This window comes from Providencia sp. 2023EL-00965 (assembly GCF_033550225.1).
Taxonomy (GTDB): Bacteria; Pseudomonadota; Gammaproteobacteria; order Enterobacterales; family Enterobacteriaceae; genus Providencia; species Providencia manganoxydans.
Map to the genome: position 1 here is coordinate 115,682 of NZ_JAWUEH010000013.1, position 19,101 is coordinate 134,782.

The 19,101-nt window shown below is 39.1% G+C and carries 15 protein-coding genes; 7 read left to right on the forward strand and 8 right to left on the reverse strand.

Translation table 11 applies throughout. From position 1 onward, the window contains the following. Nucleotides 1-329 precede the first annotated feature (329 nt). The 5 genes from cra to leuO all read right to left on the reverse strand — a co-directional run bounded on the left by cra (nt 330) and on the right by leuO (nt 7,241). Complete coding sequence (gene cra / locus SC428_RS16285; RefSeq protein WP_070925258.1) at nt 330-1,340, reverse strand: catabolite repressor/activator; 1,011 nt, start codon at nt 1,338-1,340, stop codon at nt 330-332. A 228-nt stretch (nt 1,341-1,568) separates the two neighbouring features. Then, nucleotides 1,569-2,060 (reverse strand): acetolactate synthase small subunit, encoded by a 492-nt coding sequence (ilvN, locus tag SC428_RS16290; protein ID WP_318708915.1) that lies wholly within the window; start codon nt 2,058-2,060, stop codon nt 1,569-1,571. A 2-nt stretch (nt 2,061-2,062) separates the two neighbouring features. Continuing rightward, complete coding sequence (gene ilvI / locus SC428_RS16295) at nt 2,063-3,790, reverse strand: acetolactate synthase 3 large subunit (RefSeq protein ID WP_070925256.1); 1,728 nt, start codon at nt 3,788-3,790, stop codon at nt 2,063-2,065. A 306-nt stretch (nt 3,791-4,096) separates the two neighbouring features. Next, nucleotides 4,097-5,929, reverse strand: a complete 1,833-nt coding sequence (locus tag SC428_RS16300; RefSeq protein WP_081335843.1) for an AMP-dependent synthetase/ligase — start codon at nt 5,927-5,929, stop codon at nt 4,097-4,099. A gap of 358 nt (nt 5,930-6,287) precedes the next feature. Beyond that, nucleotides 6,288-7,241, reverse strand: coding sequence for a transcriptional regulator LeuO (leuO, locus tag SC428_RS16305; RefSeq protein WP_140181784.1), 954 nt, complete (start codon nt 7,239-7,241; stop codon nt 6,288-6,290). An 892-nt stretch (nt 7,242-8,133) separates the two neighbouring features. Here leuO and leuA point away from each other — a divergent pair. The 6 genes from leuA (at nt 8,134) to mutH (ending at nt 16,061) form a co-directional block, all read left to right on the forward strand. Next, entirely contained in the window at nt 8,134-9,714 is a 1,581-nt protein-coding gene (gene leuA, locus SC428_RS16310) for a 2-isopropylmalate synthase (protein ID WP_070925253.1), read from the forward strand. 2 nt (nt 9,715-9,716) lie between these two features. Continuing rightward, nucleotides 9,717-10,808: a 3-isopropylmalate dehydrogenase gene (gene leuB / locus SC428_RS16315; RefSeq protein WP_070925252.1), complete on the forward strand. Its 1,092-nt coding sequence runs from the start codon at nt 9,717-9,719 to the stop codon at nt 10,806-10,808. Nucleotide 10,809: 1 nt separating this feature from the next. After that, nucleotides 10,810-12,213, forward strand: a complete 1,404-nt coding sequence (leuC, locus tag SC428_RS16320; protein ID WP_070925251.1) for a 3-isopropylmalate dehydratase large subunit — start codon at nt 10,810-10,812, stop codon at nt 12,211-12,213. Nucleotides 12,214-12,225: 12 nt separating this feature from the next. Further along, entirely contained in the window at nt 12,226-12,828 is a 603-nt protein-coding gene (gene leuD / locus SC428_RS16325; protein WP_283125645.1) for a 3-isopropylmalate dehydratase small subunit, read from the forward strand. A 319-nt stretch (nt 12,829-13,147) separates the two neighbouring features. Further along, nucleotides 13,148-14,827 carry an HTH-type transcriptional regulator SgrR gene (sgrR, locus tag SC428_RS16330; RefSeq protein WP_318708859.1) on the forward strand — a complete coding sequence of 560 codons (1,680 nt, stop codon included), beginning with the start codon at nt 13,148-13,150 and terminating at the stop codon, nt 14,825-14,827. Nucleotides 14,828-15,377: 550 nt separating this feature from the next. Continuing rightward, nucleotides 15,378-16,061, forward strand: coding sequence for a DNA mismatch repair endonuclease MutH (gene mutH / locus SC428_RS16335; protein ID WP_070925315.1), 684 nt, complete (start codon nt 15,378-15,380; stop codon nt 16,059-16,061). Here mutH and SC428_RS16340 read toward each other — a convergent pair. Next, nucleotides 16,048-16,395: a hypothetical protein gene (locus SC428_RS16340; protein WP_254679796.1), complete on the reverse strand. Its 348-nt coding sequence runs from the start codon at nt 16,393-16,395 to the stop codon at nt 16,048-16,050. The two genes, mutH and SC428_RS16340, sit on opposite strands and share 14 nt — an antisense overlap. A gap of 139 nt (nt 16,396-16,534) precedes the next feature. After that, nucleotides 16,535-16,780, reverse strand: a complete 246-nt coding sequence (locus SC428_RS16345) for a helix-hairpin-helix domain-containing protein (protein WP_140181774.1) — start codon at nt 16,778-16,780, stop codon at nt 16,535-16,537. 412 nt (nt 16,781-17,192) lie between these two features. On the opposite strand from SC428_RS16345, the gene SC428_RS16350 reads away from it, so the two are divergent. Next, a complete protein-coding gene (locus SC428_RS16350) occupies nt 17,193-18,059 on the forward strand; it encodes an alpha/beta hydrolase (RefSeq protein ID WP_318708863.1) in 867 nt (288 codons plus the stop codon). A 37-nt stretch (nt 18,060-18,096) separates the two neighbouring features. On the opposite strand, the gene SC428_RS16355 is transcribed toward SC428_RS16350, so the two are convergent. Beyond that, nucleotides 18,097-19,005 carry a sphingomyelin phosphodiesterase gene (locus SC428_RS16355; protein WP_140181770.1) on the reverse strand — a complete coding sequence of 303 codons (909 nt, stop codon included), beginning with the start codon at nt 19,003-19,005 and terminating at the stop codon, nt 18,097-18,099. Nucleotides 19,006-19,101: the final 96 nt, after the last annotated feature.

The following is a 19,101-nucleotide window of genomic DNA, read 5'->3' on the forward strand; positions in this document are numbered from 1 at the left end:
TACTATAAATATTCTCGATAACTGCCTCACAGGAAAATAAAAACCATAAATTTCAATCAATTAAAATACTGTTTTAATAGACAGTATTTTAACTCAAATATGGATTCAGGATAAATTTTATATTTAAACCTAAACTTTTAAATTAATTTTTTTATTTAATTTTATTCCACTTCGAGAAATTAGATTTATCCGATTAAGAATATTCCTAAAGTTAAATATTTACTTATTTTTAGCATGAAATAAAAAGCCCCTTTTGAATAGGGGCTAATATGATACTCATAAATGTGATCGATATCACTCAGTATTCAACCAGATTAATTAAAAAATAATTATTCCTTGCGACCTAAGCTACCACGTCGGCATAAATCACGGCGAATACGTGTAATACCTGTATCAGGTTTTTGCTTTTCATCTAGACTTGCAAGAACTAATTCTAAAATACGTTCAGCAATATCCCTATGACGCTGTGCAAGCGATAAAACAGGACAGCCAAGAAAATCAAGCAACTCGCTATCACCGAACGTTGCAATTACCATATGTTCTGGTAAGCGCCCGTTACGTTTCAATGCGACATCGAGCACACCTTGCAACAGCGAAAATGACGTCGTAAACAAAGCATCAGGCATCTGATTGCCTTTATCTAACCACTCAGCAAACACATCTGCTGCTGACGCCCTCTCATAACTATTAGCGTACAGATAATTAACTTCTCTTGAATCGCCTTCCCAGCCCTTACGAAAACCTTGTTCACGCAAATAACTGACGGATAGCTCAGGTAAAGCGCCAAGATATAACACTGATTTTGCAGGAAATTTCTTCAGCTCAGTTGAGATCATCAATGCATCTTCTTGGTCATCACCCACGACGCTAATAAAGTGCTCTTTTTCAAGCGCCCTATCAAGAGCGATAATAGGTAAGGAACGATTTGCCCAGCGCTGATAAAAAGGATGTTCAGGAGGTAGTGCCGTTGAGACAATAATCGCATCAACTTGACGCTGCAAAAGATGTTCAACGCAACGAATTTCATTATCAGGTTGATCTTCAGAGCAGGCTATCAATAACTGGTAGCCGCGTTGGCGTGCCTGACGTTCAAGATAATTAGCGATGCGAGTATAGCTCGTATTTTCGAGATCAGGGATGACTAGCCCTATCGAACGTGTTCTCCCTGCGCGTAGCCCCGCAGCTACGGCATTTGGATGGTAATTGTGCTCTCTGACAACAGCCATCACTTTTTCTACAGTTTTATCGCTGACTCGATACTGCTTGGCCTTGCCGTTGATCACATAACTAGCCGTTGTGCGGGAAACCCCTGCTAAACGGGCTATTTCATCCAGTTTCACGTTAACCTCTTTGTGTGTTTCAACCAAACTTAATACATTGATTATACTGCTTATATTGCAGCCTCTAATAACCGCAAGCCTATATACTCGTTATATTTCAAGCAGTAGAGGGGATTAACTACCTGCATCTTGAATTATTTAGAGTATAAAATAACAGCTGACGGTCAAAGCCCCGAATGACTCGGGGCTTTACACATTACTGTATTCTACCTTCAGCTGACAAATTTTTCATCGCATAATTTTATCACCGCGTGATACACCGATGATACCTGAACGCACAACTTCAACAATTTCAGCAACACCACGCACCGCTTCGATAAAAGCATCTAGTTTATCGCTTGTTCCTGCGAGCTGAACGGTATAAAGCGTTGGCGTCACATCAACAATCTGTCCACGGAAAATATCTGAGCAACGTTTGATTTCATCACGCCCATAACCTGATGCTTGCAACTTAACTAACATAACTTCACGTTCAATATGTGCTGAAGCCGTTAATTCGCTAACACGCAATACATCCACTAATTTATGTAGCTGCTTTTCAATTTGCTCAAGAACCTTCGCATCGCCTTTTGTCTGAATAGTCATTCGAGACAATGTCGGATCATCTGTCGGTGCAACCGTCAAACTTTCAATATTGTAGCCACGTTGAGAAAATAGCCCGATGACTCGAGATAACGCACCGGATTCGTTTTCTAATAAAACTGATAAAATACGACGCATGATCAAGTCCTCTCCGTTTTGCTCAGCCACATTTCATCCATTGCACCACCACGGATTTGCATTGGGTAAACATGCTCAGTTTCATCAACATTAATATCAACAAACACTAAGCGTTGGTTTTCATTAACCTCAACCAAGGCTTGCTTTAACTTGTCATCTAACTCAGCAGGAGAGCTGATAGAAATACCGACATGACCATAAGCTTCAGCAAGCTTCACAAAGTCAGGCAATGATTCCATATAAGAGTGAGAGTGTCGCCCTTGATAAATCATATCTTGCCACTGCTTCACCATGCCTAAAAAACCATTATTTAAGTTCAATACAATGACAGGTAAGCCGTATTGCAGCGCCGTTGACAGCTCTTGAATATTCATTTGAATACTGCCATCACCAGTAACACAAATAACGGTAGATTGTGGATGCGCTAATTTAACCCCTAAAGCAGCGGGTAAACCAAAGCCCATCGTTCCTAAGCCACCTGAGTTGATCCAACGACGAGGTTTATCAAATGGATAATATAATGCCGCAAACATTTGATGTTGGCCGACATCTGAAGTCACATAAGCCTCACCCTGTGTTAAACGATAGATAGCTTCAATGGCTTGCTGTGGTTTAACTTTTTGGCTATTGGTTTGGTAACTAAGGCATTTTTTCTCGCGCCATGTTTCGATATCCTTCCACCACGCCTGAAGCGCTTGGCTATTCTGCTTTGTGGAAGCTTGATCTAACTGGCTCAGCATTTGCTGAAGTGCCAATTTAGCATCACCAACAATCGGAATATCTGTATTTACGGTTTTTGAAATAGAGGTTGGGTCAACATCGATTTGGATAACCGTGGCATTTGGGCAATATTTTTCGAGATTATTGGTGGTTCTATCATCAAAACGCACCCCAACTGCAAAAATTACATCCGAGTTATGCATGACTTTATTGGCTTCATAAGTCCCATGCATACCTAACATCCCAACGGATAAATGATGTGTTTCAGGGAAAGCCCCGAGTCCCATTAACGTGGAAACCACTGGAAGTTGCAACTTTTCAGCAAGTTCTAGAATTTCTGGTGAGCAGCTTGAGTTGATCGCACCACCACCAATATAAAATACTGGCTTTTGTGCTGCTATCAGCTTAGAAAGTGCTTTTTTGATTTGTCCTTTATGGCCTTGCAACGTCGGGTTGTATGAGCGCAAAGAAACTGTTTCTGGATAGCGATAAGGGTATTTGTGCGCCGGGCTGACTGTATCTTTAGGTAAATCAATGACCACAGGGCCAGGACGCCCACTTGCTGCAATATAGAATGCTTTTTTGATGATTGCAGGTATGTCTTCCGCTTTTTTAACTAAAAAACTATGTTTTACAATTGGGCGAGATATTCCCACCATATCACATTCTTGGAATGCATCATTACCGATAAGGGAGCTTGCGACTTGCCCTGATAGTACGACCAAGGGAATAGAATCCATGTATGCTGTTGCAATACCAGTGATCGCATTTGTCGCACCGGGCCCTGAAGTCACTAAGACGACTCCTACATCCCCTGTCGATCGTGCGTATCCATCCGCCATATGTACAGCGGCTTGTTCATGACGAACGAGTATATGATCCACACCACCAACGGTATGAAGTGCATCATAGATATCTAAAACAGCACCACCTGGATAACCAAATACGTGCTTTACACCTTGGTCTATCAATGACTTGACGACCATTTCTGCTCCCGACAACATCTCCATGAGTTTGCCCCCAGACTATTTTTGCAAGTTAACAGAGGTATGACTGTCCTCGTAATTATTGTCATTTCTTCTGTCGTAATTATGACTGCTATTAACATATCGTTGAGATTAATACGACGCAAACATCATTTGTTAAGCAAAAATGTCAACTTAGAGCATTCACTCCATCTTTATTAATTATTAGTCGAACTAACTAAGATAATAACGAAGAGCAGCAAATATCGCTGCAATATAGTGAAAAAGAGTGCAAAGTGCAGCCGGATATGATGTTAAATATCCGGCTAAGAGAGAAATGTGATAGCTTAATTATTCACGATACATTGATTCTATTTCAGACTGGTAACGTTCTGATATGATCTTTCTACGTAATTTGAGTGTTGGTGTCAGCTCCCCTTTTTCCATTGAGAAATTGACAGGAAGTAGTGTAAAACGTTTAACTTGATGGAATGCTTCAATATTTTTTTGTAAATCTTTTAAGCGAGTTTCAAATAAGGCCACAATATTTGAGTCTTTGAGCAATTCAAGTCGGTCACGGTATTTTAAGTTAATCGACCTTGCATATTCCTCAAGTGAATCATAACAAGGCACAATTAAAGCCGATACAAATTTGCGCGCATCTGCAATTACCGCAATATGTTCAATAAATTGATCCTGCCCTAACACCCCTTCAATCATTTGTGGTGCAATATATTTACCATTCGATGTTTTCATCAAATCTTTCAAACGATCAGTAATATACAGATTGCCTTGTGCATCTATCTCACCCGCATCACCCGTTTTTAACCAACCATCCGCTGTGAAAGTATCATCAGTTTCTTGTGGACGATTATAATAACCTTTCATCACCACAGGCCCTTTGACCTGAATTTCATTATTATTGCCAATACGTACTTCAACTGATGATAAAGGTGTCCCAATAGATCCGAGCGGATAACGCCCTTCTTCCCAACATGAAACCGTCGCGCAGGTTTCTGTCATGCCATAACCATACTTAATATTGATGCCAGCGGCTAAAAAGAAAGCAATCACCTCATCATCTAAGCGCGCACCAGCAGCAGGCATAAAACGAATGCGTCCACCAAGCAACTGACGCAACTTGGTGAGAACCAATTTATCCGCCAAATTATAAAATGCGTTATTAATGATTGAAAGTGATGAGCCTTTGGTAAGAGCTTTCGTTTTTTTCTTACCTTGGGCTAGTGCCCATTTAAACAATAAACGACGTGGTAGAGGCGCTTTAGCAACTTTACCTAATACCGCACTATATACTTTTTCATAAAAACGAGGCACGGCACACATCACCGTTGGTTTCACATCTGCTAACGCCTCTCTAACCGCATTGGTGTCTGTTAAATACACATTGCGAGCGCCAGTATGCATAACGTAGAAACTCCAAGCGCGTTCAAAAACATGGGATAGTGGTAGAAAACTTAATGACACATCATCAGAAGTGAGTTTCAAACGTTGATCGTGCAAATAGAGTTGTGCTGCCATGTTGTAATAATCCAACATAACACCTTTAGGTTCACCAGTTGTCCCTGATGTATAAATGATAGTGAAAAGATCACTAAGGTTATGAGCAGCAATTCGACGATTTAATTCATCTTGATATTCTGCGGTATTTTGCTCAATAAAGTGTGATAAGTGGTATGAAGGAATGTCACTTTCTAGTAACTCAACATCACTGTTAAGCACCACAATAGCAATAAGCTGTGGGCAATGTGATTTTAATTGACACGCAATGTGATACTGCTCTTGCTCACCGACAAATAGAATACGAATGTTTGCATCATTAATGATATAGGCGGCTTGTTCTAAGCTACTTGTTGCATATAGAGGTACCGTCACGGCTTTTAGTTGTAAAACAGCGAGGTCAACTAAAGACCAATTCATACTGTTATGGGCAAATAACCCAATGTTTTCCTGTATGGCAACATTAAGCGACAGAAGACGGCAAGCAATTGCAGAAGAGAGTTGTTCAACTTCCTTCCACGTCAGCTCACTCTGTTGGCCATTATGCCATTGACTGAAAGCTATCCGGCTTGCCGATTCAACAGCACTAAATCTATTGTGCAAGCGATTAACCAGATGGTAAGGATAAAGGTTTTCAGTAATCAAAGTGTGTTTCCTATAGTACATTTGTTAACTGAAGTGATTCGGCAAAGTCACAAGACACTTCGTAAGTTAATTATTTCAGCTTACAACTGTTAGCTGAATACTTGGAGTGTATAGACTAAAAAGGAGCGAGGAAAGAGGTATTATGTAAAGATTATGCAAATGTTATTGGCTTAGCAAAACCCACTATTGTATTTCACTCTGACGAGTTACCCTCATAATACGACCTGTTACAACACTTTTAATTAAGGTATGGCGACTAGGTTCATGCGCTATTCATCACATACTGTGTATGCCCCTAGCACCTCATTCACAGATTACCTAGCCGCACCTTAAGTAAATTTTAATTAAACAGTATAAGAAGGGTTAATCAGCAGTAAGCCTAGATTGATGATTCTGTAATAAGCTGACAAATTCGTGATTTCATCCATTGATGCCCTTTATCGCGAGACGTTGACTCATGCCATGTTAAATAACATGGACGTGTATTGTCAGCCCAAGGCAAGGCCACTGTGCGAACAGGGAATTTATTATCTGCATGCTCAACCAACCATTTAGGTACAATAGCTACTAAATTAGTTTGTGACACCATATTTAGCACACTGTGTAAATTGATTCCTTGATAACTAATTGTTTGTGATAAATCAGTATTAGAATAATATAAATGACTAAATGAACCAATATTATCCATAGACATAACTGCATGTTTTTCGTTTACTAACTCTTCAAGCGTGATGCTATTTCCAATATAAGGATGGTTATTGGCCACCACTAAAACAGCTTCATCATTAAAGATAATTTGATGTTGATATTCGTTTTTACCGAGCTTATTGTAGCTTATCGAAAAATCTGTTTCTTGATATTTTAGTTTATGTTCAATGTTATTATCTAAGAAACCATGAATAACTATATTAATATTAGGTGATATTTCTTTAAACTTTTCGACAACAATTGCCGCTAAGCGAATATCTAGAGGGGAGCAAATCGCTAAATTAAAAATCCTTTCGCTAATCAGGGGATCAAAAGAGGCTCCGGGTAGTTCATTATGAACTAATTGTAAGGCTTGTCTAATAGGACCAAATAATTGCTTAGCACGTGATGTCGGTTGGATCCCTCTACCATAACGAACAAAAAGCTCATCATTAAACATTGATTTTAAACGAGATACTGCATTACTTACCGCAGGTTGTGACATCCCCAAAACTTGTGCTGCTTTAGTCACATTTTGCATTTGCATTACAACATCAAAGACTGTCAGTAAATTTAAGTCTACGTTTCTTAGATGAATATCACTATTCTCTTTTTTTGTTGGTGAAACTGTATCAAAATCAATCATTCTTTACTCCAATAAAGATATTTATCATTTTTAATTAATGACAATTCATATACCTATAACTTATTTAATAGATGCATAAATTCATTAAATATTATTTTTCAAACAACTTATACATAATAAGCTATTCTGCGTTCCCTGCATTTATAAAACGACGCTCTAATTATATAACTTATAGATTTGATGATACAATATAAGCTGTAATAAGAAGCGAAGGTATTCATATATTAAATGAATATTACTCATTCATTTAAAACTACTATTGTTAACCCCAAAATAATAAAACAATTTTTAAAATAAATCATAATAAATATGATCAGCTTTACCGAAACATTCTCATTATCAGATTAATTATAAATTATTCATTTACCGAATAATTTATTGATTGAAAACTATAATTCAAGCCTATTTCTATTTCTCACATTATCGCTTTATTCACATCGCAAAATCGCGCAAAAAACACCCAAAACAATCAGTTTATGCTATGTTTTTACCTCGACATTTCATGAAAAGAATTTTACCCCTGCTTTATGACCAAAATATAGGGAAAAACATCACTAAAAATTTAGAAATTAGTCACAATCACTAAGTATTGATGATGATTCATAATTCGCAAAATTTACGACAAAAATCTAAAGTTGACAGCAAAGAAAAGATCACGTATCAATAAATATATCTTGATGAAAAACAAATTTTAGAGACCGCGTAAATGACAATTTCTATCCGCCTACTAAGCCTACTACTACTCGCATCCAATGTGCGCGGTATGCTTATGGACGGAAGGTAACACGCAGTCCAGAAACATAAAGAACCCGCGCCAGCCGCGGGTTTTTTTATGCCTGCCGGCACCGCAAAAATATAACGATAAAATTCTGTATTTAAAGAGGAACACAACATGAGCGATCAAGTCATTATATTCGATACCACCTTACGTGACGGCGAACAGGCATTGCAGGCAAGTTTATCCGTTAAAGAAAAATTACAGATTGCGTTTGCGTTAGAACGCTTGGGCGTAGATATCATTGAAGCAGGTTTTCCGGTTTCCTCTCCCGGTGATTTTGAATCTGTACAAACTATCGCTCGTGAAATTAAAAATAGCCGCATCTGTGCATTAGCTCGCTGTGTGCAAAATGATATTGATGTGGCTGCTGAATCATTAAAAGTCGCTGAAGCATTTCGTATCCATATCTTTTTAGCTACCTCAAACTTACATGTACAAAAGAAATTAAATAAAACGTTTGATGGTGTCATGGATATGGCGATCGACTCAATCAAACGCGCTAGACGTTATACTGATGATGTTGAATTTTCATGTGAAGATGCAGGCCGTACCGATATTGATAACTTATGCCGTATTGTTGAATCCGCAATCAAAGCTGGCGCAACCACCATCAATATTCCAGATACTGTTGGCTACACCACGCCATACCAATTCGGTGGCATTATTACTTCTTTATATGAACGCGTTCCTAATATTGATAAAGCTATTATTTCTGTGCACTGTCATGATGATTTGGGCATGTCTGTTGCCAACTCCATTACAGCCGTACAAGCGGGTGCTCGCCAAGTTGAAGGAACCATTAATGGATTAGGTGAACGTGCAGGTAATACCGCATTAGAAGAAGTGATTATGGCCATCAAATTGCGCGAGCAGATGATGAATGTTCATACCAATATTAATCACAAAGAAATCTACCGTACCAGCCAATTAGTTAGCCAGTTATGTAACACACCGATCCCTGCCAATAAAGCTGTTGTAGGCAGCAATGCATTTGCTCACTCATCGGGTATCCACCAAGACGGTGTGCTGAAGAACCGCGAAACCTATGAAATTATGACGCCAGAATCGATTGGTTTGAAAGCTATCCAATTGAATTTAACCTCTCGTTCAGGTCGTGCCGCGGTTAAACATCGCATGGAAGAAATGGGATACCATGAAGGGAAAGATTTCAATTTAGATGAATTGTATACCGCCTTCTTAGGTTTAGCCGATAAGAAAGGCCAAGTGTTCGATTATGACTTAGAAGCATTGGCTTTCTTTGCTAATCAGCAAGATGAAACTGACCATTTTGTCATGGACTATTTCAGCACCCAATCAGGCTCCAGTGTCGTTGCGACCGCAACAGTGAAAATGCGCTGCGGGGAAGAGGAAAAATCAGAAGCTGCCACTGGCAACGGCCCTGTTGATGCTATTTATCAAGCTATTAGCAAGATCACAAATTACCCTATTCAATTAGTATCTTACAAATTATCCGCAAAAGGCCAAGGTGAAAATGCATTAGGTCAAGTCGATATTGTTGTCGAATGCTTCAATCGCCGTTTCCACGGAATGGGCTTAGCAACAGATATCGTTGAGTCTTCTGCAAAAGCAATGGTGCATGTATTAAATAGCATCTGGCGTTCTGAACAAGTCGAAAAAGAAAAACAAAAAATAAATCAACAAGAATCACAATCAAATACAAAGGAAGCTGTATAACAATGTCTAAGAGCTATCATATTGCCGTATTGCCTGGAGATGGCATTGGTCCAGAAGTTATGGCGCAAGCAAATAAAGTATTAGATGCTATCCGTCAGCGCTTTGCGTTATCGATTACCACTAAAGAATATGATGTTGGCGGCATCGCTATTGATCGTCATGGTAAGCCATTGCCTGAAGAAACAGTGGCTGGTTGTGAAAATGCGGATGCGGTGCTGTTTGGCTCTGTCGGTGGCCCTAAATGGGAAAACTTACCGCCTGATAGTCAACCTGAGCGTGGTGCTTTATTACCACTACGTAAGCATTTTAAATTATTCAGTAATTTGCGCCCAGCGCGTTTATATCAAGCTTTAGAAGCGTTTTGCCCATTAAGAGCTGATATTGCTGCTCAAGGTTTCGATATTTTGTGCGTGCGTGAATTAACGGGTGGTATCTATTTCGGTCAACCTAAAGGCCGTAAAGGCGAAGGTAAAGAAGAGTATGCCTTTGATACTGAAGTCTACCATCGTTATGAAATCGAACGTATTGCCCGTATTGCCTTTGAATCCGCGCAAAAGCGTAATCATAAAGTAACCTCAATTGATAAAGCTAATGTGTTACAAAGCTCAGTTTTATGGCGTGAAGTTGTTAATCAAATCGCCAAAGAATACCCTGATGTCGCCGTTAGCCACATGTATATTGATAACGCGACCATGCAGATGATCAAAGCGCCTGCACAATTTGATGTTGTGCTATGTTCGAATTTATTTGGCGATATTATTTCTGATGAATGCGCCATGATCACAGGTTCAATGGGAATGCTGCCATCTGCAAGTTTAAATGAAGCTGGCTTTGGCTTATATGAGCCAGCAGGTGGCTCAGCACCAGATATCGCAGGACAGAATATTGCGAACCCTATCGCACAAATTCTATCCGCAGCAATGCTGTTAAGATTCAGCTTAAATGAAAACGATGCCGCAGATGCTATCGAAAGAGCGGTCAATAAAGCGTTAGAAGATGGGCATCGTACTGCTGATTTAGCAGGTGGTGGTAAGTCCGTTAGTACTAGTGAAATGGGTGATATTATCGCCCGCTATATTCGTGAAGGGGTGTAACATGGCTAAAACTTTATATCAAAAATTATATGATGCCCACGTTGTCCGTGAAGTTGACAACGAGACACCTCTTATTTATATCGACCGTCATTTGGTTCATGAAGTGACCTCACCTCAAGCCTTTGATGGTTTGAGAACAAAGAATCGCCCATTGCATCAGCCAAGCAAAACATTCGCCACTATGGATCATAACGTTTCTACGCAGACCAAAGACATCAATGCTTGTGGTGACATGGCGCGGATCCAAATGCAAGAATTGATGAAAAACTGTGAAGAGTTTGGCGTCACGTTATACGACCTCAACCACCCTTATCAAGGGATCGTCCATGTTATGGGACCTGAGCAAGGTATCACCTTGCCGGGTATGACAATTGTTTGTGGTGACTCACATACAGCAACACATGGTGCATTCGGTGCTTTAGCTTTCGGGATCGGTACATCTGAAGTTGAACATGTTATGGCAACGCAAACCTTGAAACAAGCACGCGCCAAAACAATGAAAATTGAAGTTATCGGCAAAGCCCCTGCTGGAATTACAGCAAAAGACATCGTATTGGCTATTATCGGTAAAACAGGTAGCGCAGGTGGCACAGGCTATATTGTTGAATTTTGTGGCGAAGCTATCGAAAACCTCAGCATGGAAGGCCGTATGACAGTGTGTAATATGGCTATCGAATTAGGGGCAAAAGCGGGGATCATTGCCCCTGATGAAACCACCTTCAATTACATGAAAGGGCGCCAGTTTGCTCCGAAAGGCGCAGAGTGGGATGAAGCTGTTGCCTACTGGAAAACGTTAAAAACGGATGATGATGCCCAGTTTGATAAAGTCGTCACATTACAAGCTAGCGACATTGAACCTCAAGTCACTTGGGGAACAAACCCAGGTCAAGTAATTGCCATTAATCAACCAATCCCAGCACCTGAATCATTCAGCGATCCTGTCGAACGTGCCTCTGCGGAAAAAGCGTTAGCTTATATGGGATTAGAATCAGGTATTAAATTATCTGATGTGAAAATTGACAAAGTGTTTATCGGTTCTTGCACCAACTCTCGTATTGAAGATTTGCGTGCAGCTGCGGCAATCGCAAAAGGCAAAAAAGTCGCTGCGGGTGTGCAAGCCATTGTTGTCCCAGGCTCGGGCCCAGTTAAAGCACAAGCAGAGCAAGAAGGTTTAGATAAAATCTTTATCGAAGCTGGCTTTGAATGGCGTTTACCGGGTTGCTCTATGTGCCTTGCAATGAACAATGACCGTTTAAACCCGGGTGAGCGTTGTGCATCCACCAGTAATCGTAACTTTGAAGGCCGCCAAGGCCGAGCTGGTCGCACTCACTTAGTCAGCCCTGCGATGGCAGCAGCAGCAGCGATCAATGGTCACTTTGCTGATGTACGTGATATTCAAGCCTAAAGGAGACATGAAATGGAAAAATTGATTACTCATACTGGTATTGTCGCACCTTTAGATGCTGCAAATGTCGATACAGATGCAATTATCCCTAAACAGTTTTTGCAGAAAGTGACTCGTACTGGTTTCGGCCAACATTTGTTTAATGACTGGCGTTTTTTAGATGATGCAGGCCAACAACCTAATCCGGATTTCGTCTTAAATAAACCGGTATTCAAAGGCGCAAGTATTCTATTGGCACGTGAAAACTTTGGTTGCGGCTCATCAAGGGAGCATGCGCCTTGGGCATTAACCGATTTTGGTATTCAAGTCGTGATTGCACCAAGTTTTGCCGATATCTTTTATGGCAACTCGTTTAATAATCAGTTATTACCAATTAAATTGAGCGAACAAGAAGTCGACGAAATGTTTAATTATGTGAAGCAGCATGAAGGATGCCAATTCACTGTCGACTTAGAAAATCAAACCGTTAAAGCAGGCGATAAAACTTATCATTTTGAGATTGATAGCTTCCGTCGCCATTGCATGATGAATGGCCTTGATAGTATTGGTTTGACATTGCAACATGCAGAGCAAATTAGCCAATATGAGCAAAAACTCCCTTCTTTTATGCGCTAACGATTACGTTTCAACCACCAAACGCCTGCAATAATTGCAGGCGTTTTTGTTTTTAAATAGTGAACAAGTTTTTCATAACATGCTAATCTAAACTGAAGCCATCCCTATTGTTTTTGTATTATTAGAAAAGAAAGTGCCATGGTAAAAAACAATAAAAAAGCCGATAACCTAAGCTATCGGCTGGTAAATTACCATTACTCAATAATTCGGGGAGTTGGCCTGCTAACTAGCAGACCTAACGAGCTACTTACTGGTACCTATTATCAATGGGATATTAGGAAATAAAAATTGATGAAATCATTGCCGGAGTTCCCCTTTTATGTCTAGTTCTCGTCTGCAAACGCAATTTGTTCGCCTCTGGCAGCACTTCCAAGGACAAGATAGTGAAACCACACTGCAACATATTGCAGACACACTGTTTTGCTCTCGTCGACACGTTCGTACTTTACTCAATAATATGCAATCTCATGGCTGGTTAAGTTGGCAAGCTGAGGCTGGTCGAGGTAAACGATCTACCCTACTTTTTCACGTTAATGGATTAGAATTACAACAAGCTCAGGCTGAACGCTTATTAAAAGAAGAAAGTATTGAAAAATTAGTCGCACTAGTCGGTGACAAAGAAACTATTCGCCAAATGGTGCTTTCTGAGCTGGAAAGAAGCTATCGCCAAGGCAAAAACCTATTACGTATCATTTATTATCGTGATTTTCCTAATTTGCTGCCCGGAACACCGATACGCCGCTCTGAAATTCATTTAATGAGCCAAATCTTTAACGGGCTAACCCATATAAATGAGGAAAAAGGGGAAGTCGAAAATGGGATCGCTCATTATTGGCAAGCAATTAGTGATACCGAATGGCGCTTTTATTTAAGACCAGCAATCTATTTTCATCATGGACGAGAAATGTTAGTCGATGACGTTATTAGCTCACTAATGCGCTTAAGTCATTGTTGGCCACTATTTTCTCATATTAAATCTGTTACATCCCCACTGCCTTACGTGATTGATATTCAGTTAAGTTCACCAGATAAGCAGCTCCCATTATTATTAGGTAGCCCTCATGCGGCTATCATACCTAAAGAATGGGAAAGCCTTGAAAATTTTAATAAATTGCCTATTGGTACAGGACCTTATCTCGTCGAAAAAAACTTACCTCAAAAACTTACCATTACCGCATTTGAGCGATACTTTGGCTATCGTGCACTACTCGATGAAGTGACTATTTGGGTCGTACCAGAGCTTTCTGAACAAATGGTTTGTACCACATTAAAAATGGACAATGACAATACGCCTAATGATTCACTAGAAAGCAGAATGGAGGAAGGTTGTTACTTTTTGTTGATGGATCAACGCTCTTCGCTTTCTCAACGCAGTGATATCCGTAAATGGCTGTGCAGTTATTTGACGCCAATAAATTTATTAGCTCATTGTGAATCCTTTTATCAACGGCACTGGGCGCCTGCCTATGGCTTATTGCTTCATTGGCATCACAGTAAGATGCTAACACCGCTACCAAAACCAGCCGATCTTACTCAGCTCACCGTCACCTTTTACCAACAGCACCATGAGTTTTATGCGATTAGCCAGATCATGAAACGCGTTTTAAAATCACAAGGAATTGAATTAAAAATACAAATTGTTGATTATCAAGCGTGGTTTAATGGTGATGTCGAAAGTGATATTTGGTTAGCCACTGCTAACTTTTTTAAACCTCTGGAATTTTCTATTTTTGCTACTTTGTACGAAATTCCACTCTTACGTCAATGCTTAGGTAACTCGTTAAACGAAGAGCTCGTTAAATGGCGAAATCAACAATTAAATGTTGAGTCTTGGTGTGAAAGTCTTGTTGATTCACAGATATTCCATCCTATTTTCCACCATTGGTTAGAGTTACAAGGGCAAAAAACCATGCGTGGAGCAAGGATGAATACTTTCGGTTGGTTCGATTTTAAATCTGCATGGTTTAAACCCACTGAGGATAATACACAGAAATCATAGAAGTTATAAACATTGTAAGTGAATAATAAGGATGTTATTCACTTTTTCTGTGGATATCTATGTTAACAACCCGATAGTAATCAGGGTATATCCTTTAAAGGGATTAATTAAGCAAACTAACCATTTTTATTAAACTCTAATAAATCATAAGGATAACGCGATTTAAGGCAAGTTATTCACTGTTTATCTTTTCATCATCCTTGTTTAGGAGTTCAAGTGAGCAAAGATCAAACAATGTATGATTTATCCACAAGTAATGTACTTAACTTACTCATTTTATGTGACGAAGTTCAACAAAATGACGAAGTCAAGGCTGTAAATACACACAGTAATTAAATTTTTTCACAGTTATCCAATAAACCTGTGGATAACTCAGTGCATGACCCTGTGATTAGCATGGGATGAACGTGAATAACCTATTTTTTTTAGTTTTATTTATTTTATTAAAGGCAATTATTATCTTATATATCAATATATTAATAATCTCTTATAAAAAGTGATATACTGAATATATCTTGTGGATTTTTTTTGGCTATTATTTCATCGCATTATGCAATTTACACCACCTTTACCCCCTGAAAATGAATCTGTGCTAATGGCTAGAGCACAAGCTCTCGCAGGCTATACACTTGGCGAGCTAGCAAGCTATGCAGGTTTACCAATCCCTCCAGATCTAAAACGTGATAAAGGCTGGGTGGGTATGCTGCTTGAGTACTTCTTAGGTGCCACCGCAGGGAGTAAGCCAGAACAAGACTTTGCAAATATTGGCGTTGAACTAAAAACTATTCCTATAGATCGCCATGGCGTACCTCTTGAAACAACCTTTGTTTCTGTTGCTCCTCTCACTGGCAATAGCGGGTTAACATGGGAAAATAGTCATGTCTATCGTAAGCTTTCACGTGTTCTCTGGTTTCCTATCGAAGGTGAACGGCAAATACCACTTGCCGAGCGACGTGTGGCAAGCCCATTATTGTGGAGCCCATCTCCTTTGGAAGAAAAATTATTACGTCAAGATTGGGAAGAGCTGATGGATTTAATTGTATTAGGAAAAGTCGAAACGATTACTGCTCGGCATGGACAGGTTTTACAAATACGCCCCAAGGCGGCAAATAGCAAAGCCCTAACAGAAGGGATTGGTGAATCGGGCCAAACAATCATGACCCTTCCCAGAGGTTTTTACCTTAAAAAAGATTTTACAGCTCCGCTTCTGGCAAGGCATTTTAAAATTGATTGATAGAGCTGATCATTAATCCTGCAATGTTTCCTTGCTCACAGTGCTGGATCGTAACAAGACTCCCTGTTGAGAATGCCATTTCAATGATACCAAACATTTTCTTGTTATAATCCCCTCCCCTTAACCCTAAAACTGGAATTCTTTTCGTTACCGTAGGCCCATCAAATAACGAGATTAAATATTCTGACTGTTGAGTGATTTTTCGTTCAGCAAATGTAATAGCAGCAATTTTCTTTGGCATTCCTTTATAACTTTCACATTGATCAGGAAAATAATTTACCTCTTCTGTGCTGGCTACTGCCATGATAACAATACATAAAATAAACTTTGCCATTTTATTAAACATAGTTACAAAAATATTAGTAATTTGATTTAGCTAAGCGTAAATCAAATTACTTAGTCTTTCATGTAAAAACAGCGGCTAAGTATTAATTAAAAATAACAGAGATAATCTTTTAATTATGTCTTTAGATCTATTTCTCTTTCAGTGAATGCCGTGCCGCCTCTATAGCTCCTTCAACGGCTTTTTTGGCTTGAGGACTATTCTTCCAACAGCTTGATCCGGTTAAAGCAGCTCCAGAAATTAAAATTTCGTCATAAGATGCTTCACTTAACTGCAATAATGATGAAAACCCCATTTGCTCAAGACGACTAATCACGGTAGGACCAACCCCTTTTACCGCCAGTAAACATTGTTTTTCTGCATCAGAGAATCCCATAATAACGCCTATTAGAAATAATAAATGAGACAGTAATATACCCTAAATAATTAGAATTTCAGCTATATGATAAGGCCAGAGATATAAAAAGTGATGTAACGTGTATGAGTTAACACGGTCAAAAAACATTGCTATTTGCTATAATTAGCTTTGCATTCAACATACTTCTTCTTTTACTATATACGCTTAACACACTTTGATAGTAACTATGCTCAAAGAAATATATTGTAAATAGTGTGCGTATTCATAATTTTATACCCTAGCTCATTCGAGTCGCTAGCAATATAGAAAACGAAATGGCACCAATGAATTAAGCCAGAAGTGCTCAACTCGAAGTGTGACGCGTTTATATCCATACAATCCCCTAAAACATAGCATATTTGTTTTTTGGAACGACAGCTAGGATCCAGTAATGCAAACTAATCGGTTCGTTAACTCTCGACAATATTCAATTAAACTACCTGACAATCGTCATTTAAGTTGGTATGAATCAGGCCCTGTATCCGGCTACCCTGTGGTTTTTTGTACTGGAGCTGGCATGAGCGGGACTTTAGGTTTTGGGATCGAATTACTGGATAAGTTGAACATTAGGTTAATTGTCCCTGAGCGTGCAGGCCTAGGCCGCTCTTCTATAGATCCACAGAAATCGTTAGCAAGTTTTGCTGCCGATGTTAATGCGTTACTCAATTCACAACAGATTGAACAATATTCTGTGGTTGGTTTTTCCCAAGGAGCTGTATTTGCTATGGCTTTAGCTTTTTATGGACATCCGAGCTCGCTATCCATTGTCGCTGGGCAAGATCAATTTGACTATCCTGCAACAAGAGCCATATTGCGTTCTGATATTATCAATATGCAAGAACAGGCCAGAAATACCCCAGAAGCGCTTGCAGATTGGTTACAAAAAAATGTGAGTGCACCATGGCTGCTGGCCTTTATACTCCACTATAGCGCAGAAATCGATCAAGAATTTTATAATGAACCTACTTTCTTGCAAGCCTATACCGACTGTATGAATCAAGCTTTTCATCAAGGTAATTTAGGATACGTACAAGACCTATTAATTTCATTTCAAGAGTGGAAATTTCAGCCCGAAGATATCCATTGTCCAGTATTATTATGGTATGGGGAAAAAGATGAAAGTACCGTCCATTCACCTGATTTCGGTAAAATACTTTCAACACGTTTCTCTAATTGCCAACATTTTATTTTAGAAAATGAAGGTGGTTCATTACTATGGACGCAGGCCGAACGTATTTTAACTCATTTAAACGTCTGATCGTATGAACCACTCTGCACCATTGCCATGGCTGAAATTAATATAATTCAATTTCAGCCACAACAGGATAATGGTCAGAATAATCAAAAAATAGCTTATTATTATAATCATAGCCTTGCTTTGTTTTTATAACACGCGTCTGTTCATTAATTGAAACTACATTTTTTGCAAAAATATAATCTAAATGCCAACGGTGCCGTTCATCTGGTGAAGCTTCTCGAATGATATTATTCGTTGCAAAATCCCAAGATGGCTGTGGATTAAAGTTTTCAGGCTCTCTCCAACCAATAATTTTCAATGCTTGCTTATATTCATCAGAACCATAATCGATATTTAAATCTCCGCCTAAAATAATAGCTTGGTGATCATCGCTCGTTGATTGTTCAGCCCAGTTCACCAATTGAGCTAACTGTGACTTACGATGTGAAGATGGATGACTCATAATACAGAAGCTATCATCGGATTGCATATGTGTACCAAATACACTTACCACTTTACCATTAATATCGATAACCGCTCTAACTCCACCTCTGGCACTAAAGCGATCAGCACCACACCCTGCATCTTCAAATAGCTGATATTCACGGTAGATAATAGGATGACGAGATGCAATAGTAATACCTGAGTTGACTTGCTGAATAACATCCCATCCTCCTTTTTTAGCATTCCAGCAATGATTAGAATCACAATAAGATAATATCGATTCATTATATTGTGCTGCAACAGGTGTGTGGTAGAAGAAACCCAATTCACGCATGCCAGATAGCAATTTTTTTTCAGAGTCATAGTTAAAAACCTCTTGAAAAATAACAATATCTATATCTTCAAAGATATTATCTTTTATCATTGCATTAATACGCTTGTCTTGTGTTAGGGCGCTAATACTAAAGAAGGGAATATGCAGTAAATAAGTATTTAACGTCATTACTTTAATGGTATTCGACATAAATTTTCCTTATTAAATGGTTTATTTGAAAAATATCAATTTATTTATTATATAAATGAAAATATCGCGAAATTAAAGCTATTGATTATGCTACTC

What these genes read in the sequence shown, in the direction of transcription:
- ilvN (WP_318708915.1), bottom strand. Translation starts at nt 2,060, where the DNA reads ATGCGTCGTATTTTATCAGTTTTATTAGAAAACGAATCCGGTGCGTTA.
- ilvI (WP_070925256.1), bottom strand. Translation starts at nt 3,790, where the DNA reads ATGGAGATGTTGTCGGGAGCAGAAATGGTCGTCAAGTCATTGATAGAC.
- SC428_RS16300 (WP_081335843.1), bottom strand. Translation starts at nt 5,929, where the DNA reads ATGTACTATAGGAAACACACTTTGATTACTGAAAACCTTTATCCTTAC.
- leuO (WP_140181784.1), bottom strand. Translation starts at nt 7,241, where the DNA reads ATGATTGATTTTGATACAGTTTCACCAACAAAAAAAGAGAATAGTGAT.
- leuA (WP_070925253.1), top strand. Translation starts at nt 8,134, where the DNA reads ATGAGCGATCAAGTCATTATATTCGATACCACCTTACGTGACGGCGAA.
- leuB (WP_070925252.1), top strand. Translation starts at nt 9,717, where the DNA reads ATGTCTAAGAGCTATCATATTGCCGTATTGCCTGGAGATGGCATTGGT.
- leuC (WP_070925251.1), top strand. Translation starts at nt 10,810, where the DNA reads ATGGCTAAAACTTTATATCAAAAATTATATGATGCCCACGTTGTCCGT.
- leuD (WP_283125645.1), top strand. Translation starts at nt 12,226, where the DNA reads ATGGAAAAATTGATTACTCATACTGGTATTGTCGCACCTTTAGATGCT.
- sgrR (WP_318708859.1), top strand. Translation starts at nt 13,148, where the DNA reads ATGTCTAGTTCTCGTCTGCAAACGCAATTTGTTCGCCTCTGGCAGCAC.
- mutH (WP_070925315.1), top strand. Translation starts at nt 15,378, where the DNA reads ATGCAATTTACACCACCTTTACCCCCTGAAAATGAATCTGTGCTAATG.
- SC428_RS16340 (WP_254679796.1), bottom strand. Translation starts at nt 16,395, where the DNA reads ATGGCAAAGTTTATTTTATGTATTGTTATCATGGCAGTAGCCAGCACA.
- SC428_RS16345 (WP_140181774.1), bottom strand. Translation starts at nt 16,780, where the DNA reads ATGGGATTCTCTGATGCAGAAAAACAATGTTTACTGGCGGTAAAAGGG.
- SC428_RS16350 (WP_318708863.1), top strand. Translation starts at nt 17,193, where the DNA reads ATGCAAACTAATCGGTTCGTTAACTCTCGACAATATTCAATTAAACTA.
- SC428_RS16355 (WP_140181770.1), bottom strand. Translation starts at nt 19,005, where the DNA reads ATGTCGAATACCATTAAAGTAATGACGTTAAATACTTATTTACTGCAT.